10 protein-coding genes and 1 tRNA gene are annotated in these 15,632 nt (G+C 34.5%); 7 read left to right on the forward strand and 4 right to left on the reverse strand.

The annotated features are described in order from the left end of the window. Nucleotides 1-171 precede the first annotated feature (171 nt). Nucleotides 172-780: a superoxide dismutase gene (locus FVB9532_RS15750; protein ID WP_150546143.1), complete on the reverse strand. Its 609-nt coding sequence runs from the start codon at nucleotides 778-780 to the stop codon at nucleotides 172-174. 167 nt (nucleotides 781-947) lie between these two features. On the opposite strand from FVB9532_RS15750, the gene FVB9532_RS15755 reads away from it, so the two are divergent. The 7 genes from FVB9532_RS15755 (at nucleotide 948) to FVB9532_RS15785 (ending at nucleotide 11,994) form a co-directional block, all read left to right on the forward strand. Further along, nucleotides 948-4,091 carry a UvrD-helicase domain-containing protein gene (locus tag FVB9532_RS15755; protein ID WP_228482371.1) on the forward strand — a complete coding sequence of 1,048 codons (3,144 nt, stop codon included), beginning with the start codon at nucleotides 948-950 and terminating at the stop codon, nucleotides 4,089-4,091. Between the two features lie 26 nt (nucleotides 4,092-4,117). Further along, the gene (gene kbl / locus FVB9532_RS15760) at nucleotides 4,118-5,314 is read left to right on the forward strand and encodes a glycine C-acetyltransferase (RefSeq protein WP_150546144.1); all 1,197 of its coding nucleotides are present in this window, start codon (nucleotides 4,118-4,120) and stop codon (nucleotides 5,312-5,314) included. A gap of 118 nt (nucleotides 5,315-5,432) precedes the next feature. Continuing rightward, nucleotides 5,433-6,803: an OmpA family protein gene (locus tag FVB9532_RS15765; RefSeq protein ID WP_150546145.1), complete on the forward strand. Its 1,371-nt coding sequence runs from the start codon at nucleotides 5,433-5,435 to the stop codon at nucleotides 6,801-6,803. A gap of 67 nt (nucleotides 6,804-6,870) precedes the next feature. Further along, nucleotides 6,871-9,576 carry a PD-(D/E)XK nuclease family protein gene (locus FVB9532_RS15770; protein WP_150546146.1) on the forward strand — a complete coding sequence of 902 codons (2,706 nt, stop codon included), beginning with the start codon at nucleotides 6,871-6,873 and terminating at the stop codon, nucleotides 9,574-9,576. 2 nt (nucleotides 9,577-9,578) lie between these two features. Beyond that, nucleotides 9,579-10,421, forward strand: coding sequence for an alpha/beta hydrolase family protein (locus tag FVB9532_RS15775; RefSeq protein ID WP_150546147.1), 843 nt, complete (start codon nucleotides 9,579-9,581; stop codon nucleotides 10,419-10,421). Beyond that, nucleotides 10,422-11,873, forward strand: a complete 1,452-nt coding sequence (locus FVB9532_RS15780) for a potassium/proton antiporter (protein ID WP_150546148.1) — start codon at nucleotides 10,422-10,424, stop codon at nucleotides 11,871-11,873. It begins immediately after the preceding gene. 47 nt (nucleotides 11,874-11,920) lie between these two features. Continuing rightward, a tRNA-Ala gene (locus FVB9532_RS15785) sits at nucleotides 11,921-11,994 on the forward strand. Between the two features lie 204 nt (nucleotides 11,995-12,198). On the opposite strand, the gene FVB9532_RS15790 is transcribed toward FVB9532_RS15785, so the two are convergent. Genes FVB9532_RS15790 through FVB9532_RS15800 form a run of 3 tightly spaced genes read right to left on the reverse strand, consistent with a single transcriptional unit; the run spans nucleotide 12,199 to nucleotide 15,584 of the window. Then, complete coding sequence (locus FVB9532_RS15790) at nucleotides 12,199-13,422, reverse strand: murein hydrolase activator EnvC family protein (protein ID WP_150546149.1); 1,224 nt, start codon at nucleotides 13,420-13,422, stop codon at nucleotides 12,199-12,201. Continuing rightward, on the reverse strand, nucleotides 13,419-14,195 hold the full coding sequence (locus tag FVB9532_RS15795; protein WP_150546150.1) for a lipoprotein insertase outer membrane protein LolB1: 777 nt from the start codon (nucleotides 14,193-14,195) through the stop codon (nucleotides 13,419-13,421). The genes FVB9532_RS15790 and FVB9532_RS15795 overlap by 4 nt, the downstream gene beginning before the upstream one ends. Nucleotides 14,196-14,201: 6 nt before the next feature. Continuing rightward, on the reverse strand, nucleotides 14,202-15,584 hold the full coding sequence (locus FVB9532_RS15800) for a tetratricopeptide repeat protein (protein WP_150546151.1): 1,383 nt from the start codon (nucleotides 15,582-15,584) through the stop codon (nucleotides 14,202-14,204). Nucleotides 15,585-15,632: the final 48 nt, after the last annotated feature.

Here is a 15,632-nt window from a genome sequence, read left to right on the forward strand (position 1 = left end):
AATTTATTTTAAAAATAAAATAAAAAAACAGCAATAATTTTCACAAATACATGAAAATATAATATATTTATAATTCCATAACAAAGTAGGTTAAGTTTATGGTAAAATTTGGGGCAAAAAAAAGGTGGTTTTTCAACCACCTTTTTTATTATTGATATTTATAAAAATATCTTATTTTTCTTTTGCATACTTAGAAGCAACTTCTTCCCAATCTATCACATTAAAAAATGAATCGATATATTCAGGACGCTTATTCTGATATTTTAGGTAATAAGCATGCTCCCATACGTCTAATCCTAAAATTGGAGTTCCACCGCATCCAATTCCTGGCATTAACGGATTATCTTGATTTGGAGTAGAGCAAATTTCTAATTTCCCTCCTTCGTGTACACAAAGCCAAGCCCATCCAGAACCAAATTGTCCGGCTGCCGCTTTTGCAAATTCTTCTTTAAAAGCATCAAAAGAACCAAAAGCATCTTCAATAGCTTTTCCTAGTTCTCCACTTGGTTTTCCGCCTCCATCTGGTGACATTACTTCCCAAAATAAGTTGTGGTTAAAAAAACCACCTCCATTATTTCTTACAGCAGAATTAGATTTATCTAGGTTCATTAGAATATTTTCAATGGTTTTCCCTTCTAAATCGGTTCCCTCTACAGCTGCATTTAATTTTTTTGTATATCCTGCATGATGCTTTCCATAGTGAATTTCCATGGTTTCTTTATCTATATTAGGTTCAAGTGCATCAAATGCATATTTTAGTTTTGGTTGTTCAAAAGCCATAATAGTTGTTTTTACTGTTAATATTATTTTCACTATCAAAATTAATTATTACAATTGGTATTTTAAATAAAAAAATGTTATAAAATACTTAAAGATTTTGTTTTTAATAGAGAAACATTATACCTTATCATTTTTGCTTATATTTTTACTCCTAAAAATCCCAAATTTTGAGCATTGAAATAAAACCAACACCTTTCCAAGTCTATAATGCATCAGCAGGATCTGGAAAAACATTTACCATTGTAAAAAAATACCTTTCCATTCTCTTTAAAGCTAACCGAACCGACTATTATAAAAATATTCTTGCCATAACTTTCACCAACAAAGCAGTGGCAGAAATGAAATCTAGAATTGTAAAAAGTTTACGCGATTTTGCTGCAGAAGAGACCCCAAGCAGTTCAAAAGCTCTTTTTGAGGAAGTTCAGCAAGAAACGCAACTTTCTGACAAAGAAATAAAAGAAAAAGCCGCAACCATACTCAAAAGTATTCTTCATAATTATGCCGCTTTTGATGTTTCTACCATCGATGGTTTTACCCATCGAGTGTTACGTACTTTCGCTAAAGATTTGGGATTGCCTTTAAATTTTGAAGTAGAATTAAATACCGACGATATTTTAACCCAAGCGGTAGATAAACTTATTTCTAAAGCCGGGAGTGATAAAAAACTTACACAAACCCTTATTGACTTCGCTATTGCGAAAGCAGACGATGATAAAAGTTGGGACATAGCCAAAGACTTATATGAAATTGCAAGGTTGTTGGTGAATGAAAATAATTTAGAGCCTTTAAAAGTACTTTCACAAAAAGACCTTGAAGATTTTCAGGCTTTTGAAAAAGAATTGAAAAGAGCCATTAAAAATTCTGAAGAAAACCTTCAGGAAAATGCCCTTCAGTTTTTTAAACTTTTACAGGAAAACGGACTCGAAGATAAAGACTACAACCGCCAATCCATTCCCAAACACTTTCGTAAGTTAGAAGATTTAAACTATCTAAAATCTACTTCTAAAAAAACAAAGTGGGAAACGGAAATAGATTCGGCTCCTCATTATACACAAAAGCAAACCGATGCCAAGAAACAGGTAATGGATGCTATTCAACCGCAGGTAGCCGAACTTTATTTTTCTTCTGAAGAAAAAATTCAACGTATCTCTTTTTACCAAAGCATCTTACAGAAACTTACTTCGCTTTCACTGCTCAACCTCATTTATAAAGAAGTAGAAACCATTAAAGAAGATAAAAACCTACTGCTCATTTCTGAATTCAACAATAAAATTAGTCAAAGCATCAAAGGGCAACCTGCTCCATTTATATACGAGCGACTAGGAGAACGTTACCAAGATTATTTTATCGATGAATTTCAAGACACCTCTGCCTTGCAATGGGAAAATTTACAGCCACTTATTGAAAACAGCTTGAGTTCGCAGCAACTCAACAATCAAAAAAACGGAAAGTTGTTTTTGGTAGGCGATGCCAAACAATCTATCTACCGATGGCGAGGTGGGAAAGCAGAACAGTTTATGGAACTCTGTGAAGGATACAACCCTTTTAGTATTGAAAAGCAAACGGTAACTTTGCCTAAAAACTTTAGGAGCCAACCGGAAATTGTTCAATTCAATAATAAGTTTTTCAATTTTTGTGCCTCTCAACTGCAATGGGACAGCTACCAAAAACTATTTGCAACTTCTTACCAAGAACCTCATCACCAACATGGTGGCTATGTAAATATTAGTTTTGTTGAAGCAATTAATAATGAAGAACGCGACGAAGCTTATCCGTTAAAAGTACTGGAAACTATTCAACACCTTAACAATAAAGGTTATCGTAAAAAAGACATTTGCATTTTAGTGAGAAAGAAAGCACATGGGTACGCGGTTGCCAATTATTTAAATGAACACAACATTCCAATTATTTCCACTGAAACCTTATTGGTTAAAAATTCTGCTGAAGTAAATTTTATTAGTGCTATTCTTCAATTATCCCTGAATCCAGCCGATAAAAATGTAAAATTCGAAGTGATGGATTATTTACTTCAGCAACAACCGGAAGCCAATTACTTTCACGAAATCTATTCACGCTTAACAAAAGAAGGAAATGATTTTTTTGAGAGCCTTCACTACTTCGATTTTTATTTTGACTTAGAAGTTTTACAGCGTTTACCGCTTTATGATGCGGTTGAATATATCGTTAGGGCTTTTCATTTAGAAGAGAAAGCCGATGCTTATTTGCAGTTCTATCTTGATTTTGTCTATGAATACACTCAGAAAAACACCGGAATAATTGCCGGTTTCCAGGACCATTGGGAGCTTAAAAAAGACTCGCTAAGCATTATTGCTCCTGAAGGTGAAGATGCTGTACAAATCATGACAATTCATACTTCTAAAGGATTGGAATTTCCAATAGTAATCTATCCCTATGCCAACCAAAGTTTAGAAGATACTCGAAATGATGATATTTGGGTTCCGCTTACCGAAGAACCTAATTTAATTCCGTTTGCTTATTTAAGCGCTAGCAAAAAATTAGAAGGCTTTGGAGAAATTCCCTCAGCACTTTACCAAAAACTATTATTTGAAAATGAATTTGATGCGCTCAACATTCTATATGTAGCACTTACCAGACCTAAAAATCAGTTATATGTGATTTCTGAAGTAAACCCTGAAAAGCCGGAAGAAGAGAAAAAAGATTTTACCGGATTGTTGAAAGGTTTTTTGAAAAAACAAGGACGCTGGCAAGAAACTGAACGAATTTATGAATTTGGAAATTTAACGAAAAATGACAAGATGGAAGAAGCTTCAGAAGAACATCGCATGAAGTTTATCTCCTCGGCCCCGACCAATCATAATATTAGTTTGGTCACCAAATCTGGAATGCTTTGGGATACTGAACAGCAAGAAGCCATCGATAAAGGGAACTTAATTCATAATTTATTAATGGAAGTGATGTATGAAGAAGATATTACTGATGCTCTTCAAAAAGCGATTAATTCCGGACTTATTCAATCTACAGAAAAGAAAGAATTTCAGCAAAAATTAGAAGAGATTGTTCATCATTCAACTTTAAAAGAATTTTTCAGCAGAAACTATGAGATTTTCAATGAAAAAGAGATTATCACTCCTAAAGGATTCAAAAGAATTGACCGACTTTGCCTTCAAGATAATTCAGCTGTAATTATAGATTATAAAACCGGGGATCCGCTCAAAGTTCACGAAGACCAAGTGAATGAATATGCCAATTATATTTCAGAAATAGGTTATCAAATTCAGAAAAAAATATTGGTGTACCTCTACCCTACAGTTACCATTAAGATTATCTAACTTTGTAAAAAAACTAGAAAATAATTATGTATAGTCCAGACTTAAAAAAGCATTTACAGCAAGAAATAGAAGAAATTAAGGACAGTGGCCTTTATAAAAAAGAAAGAATTATTACCACTCCTCAAGATGCCGTTATTAAAATTAGCACCGGACAGGAAGTGATTAATTTTTGTGCGAACAATTATTTAGGGCTTTCCTCACATCCGGAAGTAATTAAAGCTGCAAAAGACACCTTAGATTCTCATGGCTTTGGGATGAGCAGTGTACGCTTTATTTGTGGTACACAAGACATTCATAAAGAATTAGAAGAAAGGATAGCTTCATTCTACGGCAAGGAAGATACAATTCTTTACGCAGCTTGTTTTGATGCCAACGGAGGTATTTTTGAACCGCTATTAACCAAAGAAGACGCTATTATCTCTGATTCTTTAAATCATGCTTCCATTATTGATGGCGTTCGCTTATGTAAAGCCGCCCGTTACCGTTATGAAAACGGAAACATGGAAGATTTAGAAGAACAACTCAAAGCTGCGAACGAAAATGGAGCGCGGCACAAACTCATTGTAACCGATGGTGTTTTCTCTATGGATGGTTTATTAGCGCCCTTAGACAAAATATGTGACTTAGCCGATAAATATGATGCTATGGTGATGATTGACGAATGTCACGCTACCGGATTTATTGGAAAAACCGGAAAAGGAACCCCAGAAGTAAAAAATGTTTTGGACAGAATAGACATTATCACCGGTACTTTGGGAAAAGCTTTAGGTGGAGCAATGGGAGGTTATACTACTGCTAAAAAAGAAATTATTGAAATTTTGAGACAACGTTCAAGACCTTATTTATTTTCCAACTCTCTTGCTCCCGCAATTGTTGGAGCTTCCATTAAAGTTTTTGATATGTTGGAAAATGATACTTCCCTTCGGGATAAGCTAGAATGGAATACCAATTACTTTAAAAAAGCAATGAAAGAAGCAGGATTTGATATTATTGATGGAGACTCTGCTATTGTTCCTGTTATGTTATACGACGCAAAACTATCTCAAAAAATGGCAGATAAGCTATTGGAAGAAGGTATTTATGTGATTGGATTTTTCTACCCTGTAGTCCCAAAAGAAAAAGCGAGAATCAGAGTGCAATTATCTGCTGCTCACGATCAAAACCATTTAGATAAAGCTATTAAAGCATTCATAAAAATTGGAAATGAATTAGATGTTATTTAATAATATCTATGCCATTAATGAATTTTGTTAAGAAAAATTTATTAGTTTTATTTTTGGGAATAACCCATTAGCAATTACTTTTGCTTTAATTAACATTTAAAATTAAACACTTTTTAATATGAAACATCTTAGCAGATTTTTATTAGTAACAATTCTTGTTTTGGGGTGTACTACCGTACAGGCCCAAGACGAAAATAACCCTTGGGTTATCGGAATTGGAGTAAACGCAGTGGATTCTTACCCTGCAAATGAAGACAGTCCTTTTAATGGTTTTTTTGAAACAGACCACTATAATATATTACCTTCTGTATCTCGTATATCTGTTGCTCGTTATATTGGAGCAGGATTCTCTGGAGAACTTGCAGGTTCTATTAATAGAATAGATAATATAGACGGAGTGTCTGTAGATGATTTAACATACTATAGTGTTGACCTTACTGGTTTATATGGTTTTAGAAACCTTATTAACGAAGATGGTTGGTTTGACCCATACCTAGGCGTTGGTCCTGGTTATACTTGGTTAGATGAGGAAGGTAATTTTACTGTAAATGGAACATTAGGATTTAATTTCTGGTTTACAGATAACATCGCTTTCAACATCCAAACTACCTATAAGCATACTATGGATGACCAAAGCGAAGGAGGTTTCCGTCATTTTCAACACGTAGCTGGATTTAAAATTGCATTCGGTGGAACTGATACCGATGGTGATGGGATCTACGATGATGAAGATGAATGTCCAGAAGTTGCTGGTTTAAAAGAATTTAACGGATGTCCTGATTCTGATGGTGATGGTATCCCAGACAAAGATGATGCTTGTCCAGATCAAGCAGGTCCTGCTGAATTTAACGGATGTCCTGACTCTGATGGTGACGGTATTGCAGATCCACAAGATGAGTGTCCTAACGTAGCTGGAGAAATGGCTCTTAAAGGATGTCCAGATGCTGATGGTGATGGAATTAAAGATAGCGCTGACGATTGTCCAAATGAAGCTGGTCCTTCTGCTAATAACGGATGCCCTTGGCCAGATAGTGATGGTGACGGTGTTTTAGATAAAGATGACCAATGTCCTGATGTTGCAGGAACTACTGCTAACAACGGATGTCCTGAAGTTACTGTTGAAGTTATCAACGAATTGAATGAGTATTCTAAAACAATTTTATTTGACTTAGGAAAATCTTCAATCCGTGAAGAGTCTTACCCTGCTTTAACTTCTATCGCAGAGATTATGAATGAATACCCACAAACTGTTTTCCATATTGAGGGTCATACAGATAGTCAAGGTAGCGATGCTTTAAACTTAAGATTATCTAAAGAAAGAGCTGCTTCAGTGAAAAACTTCTTGGTAGAACAAGATGGTATTGACGCTAGCAGAATTACCTCTGAAGGTTACGGAGAAAGTCGTCCTATTGCAACTAACAAAACTGCTGCAGGAAGACAACAAAACAGACGTGTTGAAGTATCTTTAGAAAAGAATAGAGAGAAATAAGAAAATAAAATTCTTATAAATAGTAAAAACGCCTCAGAAATCTGAGGCGTTTTTTTATTTTTAGACTATGAAGAGTTTTATTGAAGAAGTATTAGAAAGTTTATTTAGAAATGAGAATTTCAATTTAAGCGAGACCGTTTTTATTTTACCCAGTAAAAGGGCCGGAAGTTTTTTAAAAGAAACAATTAAAAGCAAAACAACTAGCTCGCTTTTCGCTCCGGAAGTAGTAAGCACAGAAGAATTTATCGAAGATGTTGCTCAACTTCAACCCATCGATAATACACAAAGCTTATTTAAGTTTTACCAAACCTACCTAAAACTAACCCCAAAAGAAGAGCAAGAAGATTTTGAAACTTTTTATGGCTGGGCACAAACCCTTATTTACGATTTTAATGAGATAGACCGTTACCTTATCGACGCTAATCATTTCTTTGCATACCTCTCAAGAATTCAAGATATAAATCACTGGTCGTTGGCAGATCCACAAACCGAATTAGTTACTAATTACTTACGCTTTTGGAATCGTCTTCCGGAATTTTATCAACACTATCAAAATAAATTAGTAGAAAATAAAGAAGCGTATCAGGGTTTGATGTACCGCCTAGCTTCCGAACAAATTGAAAAACATTTAAAATCAACTAATAAAAACTATGTTCTTCTTGGTTTTAATGCATTAAATAATGCTGAACAAAAACTTTTTCAGACCATATTAGATAATAACAGAGGTCAAATCTTTTGGGATATCGACAAATATTTATACGATGATCAATTTCATGAAGCCTCCCTATTTATAAGAGAATACGCTAAAAGCTGGAACTACTATCAAGAACAAAAAACTTTCCAACATTTGCCCAGTCACTATAGCGAAAAGAAAAATATTGAAGTTATAGGAATTCCCAAAAACATTGGTCAAGCTAAACAAACTGCAGAAATTTTAAGCAAGCTCACTAAAGAGCAACTCAATAAAACCGCAGTAGTTTTAAACGACGAAGGTTTGTTAATCCCCTTGCTTAATTCTCTTCCAGAAAATATTGAAAAGGCAAATATTACCATGGGGTTACCTTTAAAAGAAACTCCTTTAGCAGCTTTATTTGAAGTAATATTCGAACTTCAGCTTCAGCAAGATCAAAACTATTATTACAAACAAATAGTTGAAATTTTAAATCATCCTGCAGTTTTAAGTCAACTGGGATCCAATTCTAAAAAAATTCAAGAGAAAATTCATGAAGAAAATTGGGTATATCTTTCCAAAGAGCAGCTTTTCAGTTTAGGTTCTTCAGTTGAAAAAATCTTAAATCCAATTATCACCAAGTATCAATCTCCGAGAGAATTATTACAAGCCTTTATTAATTTCATCCAACAGCTAAGACCTGAAAAAGCTTCAGAAAAACCATTAGAGACTGAATATTTATTTCATTTTCATCAGTTATTTGTCAAGCTTCAAAACCTGTTAGCAGAAAATCATCCCATCAAAACCATTAAAGCACTCCAACGGGTTTACCGAGATTCTTTAACAACAGAACAATTGGATTTTAGCGGCTCTCCTTTTGATGGACTTCAAATTATGGGAATGTTGGAAAGTCGGGTGTTAGACTTTGAAAACGTGATTATAACCTCGGTAAACGAAGGCGTACTGCCTGCCGGAAAAAGCACCAATTCGTTTATTACTTTCGACCTAAAAAAGGAATACGGCTTGCCTACTTATAAAGAAAAAGATGCTATTTACACCTATCACTTTTACCACCTATTGCAGCGAGCCAAAAACGTCCATATTTTATACAACACAGAACCCAGCGGACTAAATAGTGGAGAAAAAAGTAGGTTTATTACCCAGTTGGAAATAGAAAGCCCTGAACATAATCAACCAAAATTTAAATTCTTTAACCCTTATGTTCCTGCCAATAAAGAGCAATTAAAAAAGATTGAAAAATCTCCAGAAGTACTCGAAAAACTTAAAACGCTCGCTGCCCATGGCTTTTCTCCTTCAGCTTTAACCACGTACATTAGAAATCCATTAGATTTTTATAAAAATTATGTGTTAAATATCCGGGATATGGAAGAAGTTGAAGAAACCGTTGCCGCAAACACACTGGGAACGGTAGTTCACGATACTTTAGAACACTTTTATAAACCTTTTGAAAAGAAGCAAATTGTAAAAGAAGATTTGATAAAAATGAAGACTCAAATTGAAAAACAAGTAAAATTTGAGTTCGAAAAGACTTATAAACAAGCACCTATCAACAAAGGAAAAAACCTAATCATTTTTGAAATAGCCAAACGTTATATTTTTAATTTTCTAGAAAGGGAATTAAAAGAAGTTGACACAAATGAACTTATTATCAAGGAGGTTGAAAATAAACTTACCTGTGAAATTTCTATACCTGAATTAGATTTTCCTATAAACATTGGTGGAAAAGTAGATCGTGTTGACTATCTGAACAATCAACTTCGTATTGTAGATTATAAAACCGGAAAGGTAGAATCTCGAGATTTAAAATTAAATGAGTGGAGTGAACTCTCAGGTGATTATAAATATGCTAAGGCTTTTCAAGTACTATGTTACTCACGAATGATTTTTGAAGAAACGAAGTTTGAACATGCTGAAGCTGGAATTATTTCGTTTAAAAATTTAAAATCCGGTTTTATGCCTTTCATTCATTTAAAAAATAGTACAATTGATAAAGACACGTTAAAGCAATTTGAAACCGAACTGAAAAGCTTAATTTTAGAGATTTTCAACCCAAAAATTCCATTTGAAGAGAAAGAAGTTTAGCTATGATTAGAGAGAAAAATTTTTTATTAGAAGGAGAACACAACAAACCCATCGTAACCGATGTTTATTTTCAACCTACGCATCAACCTAAACCCATCGTTATTTTTTGTCATGGATACAAGGGTTTTAAAGATTGGGGCGCTTGGGATTTGGTAGCTGAAAAGTTTGCTGAATCAGGTTTTTTCTTTATTAAATTTAATTTTTCGCATAATGGTGGAACAGTGGAAGAACCCATTGATTTTCCAGATTTAGATGCTTTTGCACAAGACAACTTTACCAAACAGTTAGACGATTTAAAAACGGTAATTGATTGGATTACTACAACCAAACAATTTCATGCCAATGCCGATGTCCAAAATGTAAATTTAATTGGTCATAGCCGAGGGGGTGGAATTGTATCTATTAAAGCTGAGGAAGAAAGTAAAGTAAAAAAAGTAATTACTTGGAATGGTGTTTCTGATTTTGAAAGTAGATTCCCAAAAGGTGAAGATTTACAAAAATGGAAAGCGAATGAATTCTACTTTGTAAAAAATGGAAGAACACAACAACAGATGCCGCATCATATTCAGTTTTATAATGATTTTATGGCGAATAAAGAACGTTTCAATATCCAACGAGCCACTAGCAATTTAAGGAAACCTCTTTTAATTATTCATGCAAAAGATGATCCTACGGTGAATGTTTCTGAAGCGCAAAAACTTCATGAATGGAATAAAAAAAGTGAACTCTTTTTGCTAGAAGGAAGCAATCACGTATTTGAAACTAAACATCCGTGGGATGAAGAAAGATTATCCCCAGATTTAGAAAAAGTAACTCATAAAACTATTCAGTTTATTGAACAATAAATGGTAATAGCTCAAATTATATTAATTGGCGCCTTACTCCTGTTAGTGAGTATTTTGGCAGGAAAAACCTCGTACCGTTTTGGTGTTCCCACACTGGTACTTTTCTTGGCCGTAGGAATGCTAGCCGGCTCAGAAGGCTTATTAGGCATCAACTTCGATAGCCCTGTCGTAGCTCAATTTATAGGAATAGTTGCCTTAAACGTCATCTTATTTTCTGGAGGGCTCGATACGCGTTGGGATGCTGTAAAACCAATCATGTACAAAGGTGGAATTTTAGCCACCCTAGGCGTTTTTATCACCGCTGGCGCCGTTGGCTTGTTCACCTATTATTTATTGGATTTTACAATTACTGAAGCTTTATTGCTCGGCGCCATTGTGTCTTCCACAGATGCTGCAGCCGTTTTTTCCATTTTACGTTCTAAAAATATAAATCTCCGTGATGGAATAAGGCCGATGCTGGAGTTAGAAAGTGGAAGTAATGACCCAATGGCTTACTTTTTAACCACTCTTTTTACCGGCATCATAGTTGCACAAGACTTTAATGGTTGGGATTCCATTTTTCAGCTTATACTTCAAATTAGCATTGGGGCTATATCTGGCTTTATTATTGGAAAGCTTAGTAAGCTTCTTATTAATAAAATTGAATTAGACTTTGAAGGGCTTTATCCTGTTCTAGGTTTAGCGCTAAGTTTTATTGCTTATTCCCTCACCGAAGTTATTGGTGGAAATGGTTTTTTAGCCGTTTATATCTCTTCTGTTATTTTAGGAAACAGTAAATTAATTCGAAAAAATTCTCTTCGTCAGTTTTTTGATGGGTTTGCTTGGTTAATGCAAATTATTCTTTTCTTAACCTTGGGCCTATTGGTTTTCCCATCTCATATTATTCCGGTAATTTTAACTGGACTGGCAATTGCGCTATTCTTAATTTTTGTAGCCCGACCGCTAAGTGTTTTTATAAGCCTGGCTTTTTTTAAAATAAAGTTTAAAAGCAAGGTTTTTATTTCTTGGGTAGGTTTGCGCGGGGCAGTACCTATTGTGTTCGCCACTTTCCCCATGGTAGCCGGGTTAGAAAAAGCCGATTTGATTTTTAATATTGTGTTTATGGTTACACTTGTTTCCATAATGCTACAGGGCACAACTATTATTAAAATGGCTAAATGGTTAGGTGTGGAAGATACTACCGTTAAAACGCTTACCAAAGCGCGTGCGATTGAGTTTTCAGACGAATCAAAGACAGAATCTGCAGAAATACATCTTACAAAACACAGCCAAGGGGTCGGAAAAAAGCTTTATCAACTTAAATTACCAAAAAACACTTTAGTGGTAATGATTATTAGGGATGATAATTATTTTGTGCCGGAGGGTTCTACACAATTAGAAGCCGGCGATACACTTCAACTTATTTCTGCTAAAAAAAGTGATTTAGATTGGGTAGTAGAAAATGTTGGTTAAGATTCTTATCAGAATTAAATTTTTGCTTATTTTAGCCAAAGTTTTACGGGGGATTAGCTCAGTTGGCTAGAGCGTTTGGCTGGCAGCCAAAAGGTCATCGGTTCGAATCCGATATTCTCCACAAGAAAGCCGAAGATATTTTCTTCGGCTTTTTTATTTTTGATTTAATGTGAATTCAATTAGAAAAGGTCAGAGACTGAGTGAAATCTTTATAAAAGATTTTGTACCGAAGGTTCCATTTGGGTAACATTTCGATGCAAATTTTCCTTGAAAACTCACTCAATGACCAAAATGCTCTGAAAACTTTTTACATCAAACTTTCCTCTTACATCTTATAAATCCACAGTTCGGGATTGAGCAGATTGGTATTTCTAAACAAAGAGAAATAAAGTGTTGGCCTTCCGGTGGCGGTACTTTTACCAACTTTACCGATAACTTGGTTAGTAGTTAACTGATCACCAACTTCTACATTAATGCTCGATAAGTTTCGATATACACTTATATAATCACCGTGTCTTACCAAAACTAATTTATTAGAGCCTTTAATAACCTGAATTTGAAAAACCGTACCATTAAACACAGAACGCACAGGTTCATTTTCATTGGTTTCAATCCTAACTCCATTACTTTGGATTTTCGCAGTTTTTACCACTGGGTGCGGATGTTCTCCAAAACGCATAGCGATTACCCCAGACTTTACCGGCCAAGGCAATTTGCCTTTATTAGAAGTGAAATTGGCAGCCAATTCTTTAGCCTCTGGGGTAAGTTTAAACTTATTTGAAGAAGTAGAGCCTTGTTTTTTATTTTCAGCAGCAATGGCTTCCCTAATCAATCGGTCAATTTCTTTATCGATTTTAGTGATTTCTTGTTGCTTTTCTTTTATCTGGCTTTCGAAAACATTGGTCTTCTTTTTAATAGAAGCCACCAACTCTTCTTGTTGTTTTTTATCTTCTAACAACTTACTTTGTGTTACCCTATTTTCTGCCAGCAGGTTTTCTTTTGCCTTTTTTTGTTCAACTAATTCTTGATTTAACTGCTGAAGTTCTTCCGTTTGTGCTTTAATTTGAATTCCCTGCTCTTTTCGGTATTCCGTATATTGTTGCATGTATTGCAAACGTTTATAGGCCTGCAAAAAGGTTTCTGAAGAGAAAAGAAACATAATACGGCTTTGTTGCGATTTACTTTTATAAGATTTCTTGATCATCTTAGCATAATCTTCCTTCAGCTTTTCTAAATCCTTTCTAAGCTTATCTATTTTATTAAGATTCGTATTAATCTCTTTGGTCAACAAGTTCGCTTCTTGATTGGTTACCCGAATAAGATTTTCAGTAGCTCTAATTCGTTTATCTAAATCTTCTACCTGTGTTAATACCGACCGTTGCTTTTGTTTGTTATTTGAAATTAAACTATTGATTTCTTTGATTTCCTGACGTAAAGCCAAACGCTGTTTTTCAAGCTTTTGCCGCTCCTTGGTTTGAGAGAATGAATGAAAAGAAATCCCTATAAATAGGAAAATACAGGCGAGATATTTCAGCGAAAGTTGATTCATTCAATAGTAATTTCTTCGTAACCTGATGGAATTTCAAACGGAAATGATACCGGTTGGTTAAATTCTAACGAACGATAGTCTATATTTATTTTTGTGGTCGATTCTTTTTCGTTAGCAATAATAGTGATTCCTTTTGGCATAAAATACTCTTCTTTTCCAAAAAAATCATCGTAAGTAATGGTTACTCCTTGGTTTTCTGAAGCACGAATCAGTTGTTGTGCCTTTGTTCTGTAAGTCAATAAATCTATTAGAAAAGACTTGGCAATAGGTGATTTCTCGATGGAAGCTAACTGATAACCATTTTGTGTGGAAGAAAGCTGATATTCTTTTACAGTTGGCTCGTAAATTGGTTGACCAATTAACAAATCTTGTACTTTTTGAAAATCTAATTCTGTATTTAACCAACTGCTCAATAAGCTGAAATCACCATCAAAATATTTACCGTTTATTTTCTCGTAAAACTGAACCCGATTAGGCTCTACCAAGACTTTTGCCAATGGAATAATACCCGCTAGTTTAGCACTTAGCCAAATGGCTTTGTCTTTTTCCATTCGAATACTTACGGAAATAGACTGACTTTCTTCGCCATCATCATAGCTTCCTCTTAAACGCCCTTGTAAAGTTTTAAAGTCTGGTTCTGAGGCTTTATTTTTTTTAATAACGTTAACCTTATTTTCTTCTGCTTTTCTGGTGGTCACGTTTTTTTTGGTTCCGCAGGAGAAAAGTACACTACCAATAAGTGCCAGAATAAATATTTTTAGAATGTTTTGCATTAGTAACTAAAGGGTTTTCTGAATGTTTTCAAATTTCTGCTGAAATCTCTTTGCTTCTTTATCGTTACCCAAAGCTTGATAAGCAATTGAAAGCTGCTGATAGAAATCGCTTTCCATTTTTGGATTATCTATTAAATAATCCAAGCCCATCAATAGGTTTTCTTCAGCTTCATTAAAATTTTCTAGGGTATTATTTGCCACACCGGTGACCAAATATAAAATAGGCTGTGAAGGATACGTGGCCATAAACTCTTCTGCCAATAAAATGGCTTTGGAAGGCATTTTCTCTTCCACATATAACAGCATTAAATCTTTGGCCGTAGCAAAATCTGTTGGATTCTCTTTTAAAGCTGCTTGAAGGTTTAAGATGGCTTTTTTATTATCTTTCCCCAAATAGAAACTTGCCATTTGTTTATTAGTTTCCCCATCTTGACCAAGTTCATTATCCAAAGTTTGCATTAACGCTTGTTCGTACTTTGGTTTTTCTTTTACCAATTGCATAAAATCTTTCACCACTTCTTTCTTCATCGTCTCGTTCAAATTGCCTTTTAAAACAGTTTTCATGGAATTAACCGCTTTATCGTCTTCATAATTGGCAAGGTACTTTTTGTATAAAGCATAATGGGCTTCTTGAGCATTAGGATAAACCCCTAATAATTGCTCAGCTACCTGATAGGTTTTTTCCAGTTGATTCTGTTTGGCGTAAAAATACATTAGAGATAAATAGCTGTCGGTATCATTAGGATACTTTGCCAACTCTTCTTGAAGATAATTTTCTTCTAAGGAAGCATCTTCTGTTTCTGAAAATATTTTAGCACGAAGCGCATCTCTATATTCGCTTTTTCCCTCTCTTGCATCAACATAATCTAAAGCTTCCAAAGCCTGTGGATATTGCTGTTTTATTACATATAAATTCGCAATATCTTCGTAATAATCGATATTGAATTTACTAAGCTGCTTGGCTATTTTAATCGCTTCAGTATAATTTTGAGTGAGGTAATAGACATCATACAATTCAGTTAGAATATCCTGATTTCCTTGTTTTTCGTCAAGGGCTTTATACAGGTAATTTTCGGCTTTGGTATATTCTTCTAGGTCTTTGTAGTTCTTCCCTAGCTCGTAAAATACGGCGGTGTTATTAGGTTTTAATTCTTCACACTGAAGAAGTGCCTTAACCGCTTTTTCATAATTTTCAATCCCACGCTGTGCCAAAGCCCGAAAGAAATATTCCTGAAATTTATCGGTTACATTTCCTAAATTATCTTGATTAACTTCCTGTTTGGCAATCGCCAAAGAATCCTGCTGTTTTTCTTGAGCTATGGAAACGAAACTAGTTCCGAAGAAAATTCCGAATGAAATAAGTAGAATATGTAACTGGATCTTTTTCAAATAATACTTTTTGGTTTTCCTGCAAGGTCTTTTTTCGACCTTGTAGGT

It is taken from the genome of Mesonia oceanica, assembly GCF_902499555.1.
GTDB lineage: Bacteria > Bacteroidota > Bacteroidia > Flavobacteriales > Flavobacteriaceae > Mesonia > Mesonia oceanica.